The 3,390-nt window shown below is 60.6% G+C and carries 4 protein-coding genes; 2 read left to right on the top strand and 2 right to left on the bottom strand.

Features of this window, described 5'->3' with window-relative positions; genetic code table 11:
• Nucleotide 1 precedes the first annotated feature (1 nt).
• Both flhD and RMO57_RS12820 read right to left on the bottom strand, forming a co-directional pair.
• On the bottom strand, nt 2-325 hold the full coding sequence (gene flhD / locus RMO57_RS12815; protein WP_310387173.1) for a flagellar transcriptional regulator FlhD: 324 nt from the start codon (nt 323-325) through the stop codon (nt 2-4).
• A gap of 205 nt (nt 326-530) precedes the next feature.
• Nucleotides 531-1,010, bottom strand: a complete 480-nt coding sequence (locus RMO57_RS12820) for a hypothetical protein (RefSeq protein ID WP_310387175.1) — start codon at nt 1,008-1,010, stop codon at nt 531-533.
• Nucleotides 1,011-1,547: 537 nt separating this feature from the next.
• On the opposite strand from RMO57_RS12820, the gene RMO57_RS12825 reads away from it, so the two are divergent.
• Nucleotides 1,548-2,387, top strand: coding sequence for a flagellin (locus RMO57_RS12825; protein WP_310387177.1), 840 nt, complete (start codon nt 1,548-1,550; stop codon nt 2,385-2,387).
• A gap of 394 nt (nt 2,388-2,781) precedes the next feature.
• Nucleotides 2,782-3,390, top strand: a 609-nt coding sequence (locus RMO57_RS12830; RefSeq protein WP_310387179.1) for a flagellin FliC, incomplete at its 3' end; no start/stop codon positions are given.

The following is a 3,390-nucleotide window of genomic DNA, read 5'->3' on the forward strand; positions in this document are numbered from 1 at the left end:
ATCAGGCGGCTTCTTGGTGGCGGCCGGCCATCAAGATGCTGGCGTGAAGTCTTGAGACGCCGTCGTTGGCAGCAGTCTTGCTGTGGCTGGTCAGCAGGCCCCAGACCAGATCGTCGTCCATGCGGAAGCGGCACAGCAAGGTGTTGCCGGAGGCGATCTTCATCAGCTGGGCGGGGCTCAGCGTGGCGATCAAGGTCGCGGTGTCCTCGGACACGCCCAGCCGGTAGAGCGCTTGCTCGCGGTCGGCGCGAATCAGGTTCTGCGCCAACATCAGGTAGGACAGATTGGCTTCACGGATCTCGGCGAGGATTTGGTCTGCGTTCATGTCAGGACTCCGGTTTGGACTTCGTTATTCGTCTCAGTCGCCGGGGTCAAACCGGTAACAACTTGATACGGATTGTGAAGACACAAACTGGGCCGCAACATCAGGCTATCTCCAGCGCTTGAGTCTGGCTTCTTCCCAGCGCCTTGTCAGGAAAACTCCTACAGGGCTGCCCGCATTTGCGCTCGCAGCCCCAATACCGAGCTTGTCAGCCCAGCAGCGCCTCAAGCCGGGCCAGCTCGGTCTGCGCCACCGGATACAGATCCGGCGCTTCGCTCATCAAGCTCAGCAAGGCGTCTCCCTGCAGGAGCTGACGTAGCGTTTGCAGGGCCTGCAGTGCCGAACCCTGCCCGCCTTGGGCGAATGCCAGGGTGTACAGACTGGCGCCATGTTCGGGCGAAATGGCCAGCGCTTGCCGGGCATAAGACTCGGCATGTTTGAGCTCGCCCGCGCTCAACAGCAGGGCCGCCATATCGCTGAGCAGGTCATGCGCCATCGGCTCTTGTTCCAGCGCGTCCATCAACACCATCAAACCCTGACCGACGCGCCCATGCGCGGCTTCGGCATAGGCCGCATTGCGGGCCTGCGCCAGCAGCCAGGCGGCCTCGGCACTGATACCCCGCGCCTCAGGCTTGAAGGCCATCGCGGGATGGGGGACTTTGGTCGTCGCTTGCGTCATTGCATGCATATCAATCTCCGAGAGGTTAGGTCAGGTGCTCGCGCGGCGCCATAGCTTCACCACAGCCGCAAACAAATGCTGATTGAGATGGCGCCTGCGCGCGCGTCTCGACCGCAATGAGGGCGACTTTAGAGTCGGCAGCAAGCGGCATTCGGCGAAAAAGCGCCCGCTAGCGGGTGCTTATCAAAACCGTTTGTTGGCGCCGACCTGCCCCAAACCGGGCAAGGTCGCCGCGAATCCAAGAACAGCGCCAGAACCCCGCCACTTATCCACGGATCAAGTCCCTTGACAAAAGCGCTTAAGTTCAAGTTGGCGCTGACCGATATCAACTCAACGGGTCTGGAAACAGATGCGTGGTCCGGTAGGGAAGCCGCGATGTTGAGGTGCTACAGCTGATGGAGCACAGAGCAGCAACGGTCACCTGGCGCCGGGCGAGGCGGGTCGAGGTCGCAAGACCAAAGACCCGAATCTCGGAAGTTCGCGAGAACCTTTCGAATCACGTCGGCGCTAAGCCGGGAATCTTCGTAGCTGAAACAGGAGCACATCATGCCCGCCATCATCAATTCCAATGTTGCATCACTGAACGCGCAGCGCAATGCTGCCACTTCGCAAAACTCGCTCGCCGTCTCGATGCAGCGCTTGTCCTCAGGCATGCGAGTCAACTCCGCCAAGGATGACGCCGCCGGCCTGGCGATCGCCGAGCGCATGACCACGCAAGTGCGTGGTATGAATGTGGCGGTCCGCAACGCCAACGACGGCATCTCTTTGGCGCAAACGGCTGAAGGCGCTTTGGGCAAGATCGGCGACTCGCTGCAGCGTATGCGTGAGCTCGGCGTGCAGGCCCGCAATGCCACCAACACTTCCGCCGATCGCGACTCCATCGGCAAGGAATTCACCGAGCTGGGCGCGGAAATTCAGCGCGTCGCTTCCGGTACCACCTTCAATGGCAAGGCCATTCTGGGCGGCGATGCTGGAGCACAGCTGTTCCAGATCGGCGCCAACACAACCACCAATGACGAGGTGAAGGTCACCACCAAGAACATGGCCGGCGACGCCACCATCACGGCCGTCACCGGCGCCACGATCAGCGCTGCGGACACCGAAGCAACGCTCAAGACCGTGATCGACAACATCGACGTCGCCATCAGCACGGTCAGCTCCGAGCGCGCCTCGCTGGGTGCCTCGCAAAACCGCTTTGACGCGGTGATCTCCAATCTGATGGTGTCGGTGGAAAACCAGACCGCTGCGCGCAGCCGGATCATGGATACCGACTACGCGACGGAGACCGCCAACTTAAGCCGCTCGCAGATCTTGCAGCAAGCCGGTACGGCGATGATTGCGCAAGCCAATCAGATGCCGCAGCAAGTGCTGTCCTTGCTTCGATGACCCCGGGCCAGCCGCGCTGGCCCTGAGTACACCCGTAGAAGTAAAAGCAAGAGCAGGAACGGATAGCCTCACCCCTCCAGCACAAGCCCCTTGACGCCACTCACGCTGAAATATCCAGCGCTGGGTGGCGTTTTTTGAAAGAAACAATTCAAGTCAATCCAAGGTGTCACCGATAACAAGTCAACGGGTCCGAGCAAATGAATGGACTACGTGGTCCGGTTACCCGGCCCTGTGAAGATCGCCAATTTTTGGCGCTAACAGGACAGGCAGCGGACGGTGCAAAGGAGTGGAATTGTCCGCGCCCTTTGCTGGCAAAGCCGCTTACTCAAGCAGCCTCGTTATCGAACCGTGAGTCCGGGTTTCCGGCAAGTCTTAGACACCAAAAGGATTGAAAATGCCCTCCGTCATCAATACCAATATTGCCTCGCTGAACGCCCAACGTAACGCCTCAGGCACACAGCTCTCGTTGGCCACCTCGATGCAGCGCCTGTCGTCCGGCATGCGGGTCAATTCGTCCAAGGACGATGCGGCTGGCCTGGCCATCGCCGAACGCATGCAGTCGCAAATTCGCGGCATGAATGTGGCGGTGCGAAACGCCAACGACGGCATCTCTTTGGCGCAAACCGCTGAAGGCGCTTTGGGCAAGATCGGCGACTCGCTGCAGCGTATGCGTGAGCTCGGCGTGCAGGCCCGCAATGCCACCAACACCTCCGACGACCGCGACTCCATCGGCAAGGAATTCGCCGAGCTGGGCAAGGAAATACAGCGTGTTGCTGCAGGCACTACCTTCAATGGCAAGGCCATTCTGGGTACTGCCGGACCGGGCGGGTCAGGAGCTCAGCTGTTCCAGATCGGCGCCAACACGACCGGGAATGACGAGGTGACGGTCACGACCAAGGATATTGCCGGCGACGCCACCATCACGGCCGTCACCGGCGCCACGATCAGCGCTGCGGACACCGAAGCAACGCTCAAGACCGTGATCGACAACATCGATACGGCC

This window comes from Roseateles sp. (genome assembly GCF_031397715.1).
Taxonomy (GTDB): Bacteria; Pseudomonadota; Gammaproteobacteria; order Burkholderiales; family Burkholderiaceae_C; genus Paucibacter_A.

Coding starts and splice junctions, on each gene's coding strand:
- RMO57_RS12820 (WP_310387175.1), bottom strand. CDS start 1,010: ATGCATGCAATGACGCAAGCGACGACCAAAGTCCCCCATCCCGCGATG.
- flhD (WP_310387173.1), bottom strand. CDS start 325: ATGAACGCAGACCAAATCCTCGCCGAGATCCGTGAAGCCAATCTGTCC.
- RMO57_RS12825 (WP_310387177.1), top strand. CDS start 1,548: ATGCCCGCCATCATCAATTCCAATGTTGCATCACTGAACGCGCAGCGC.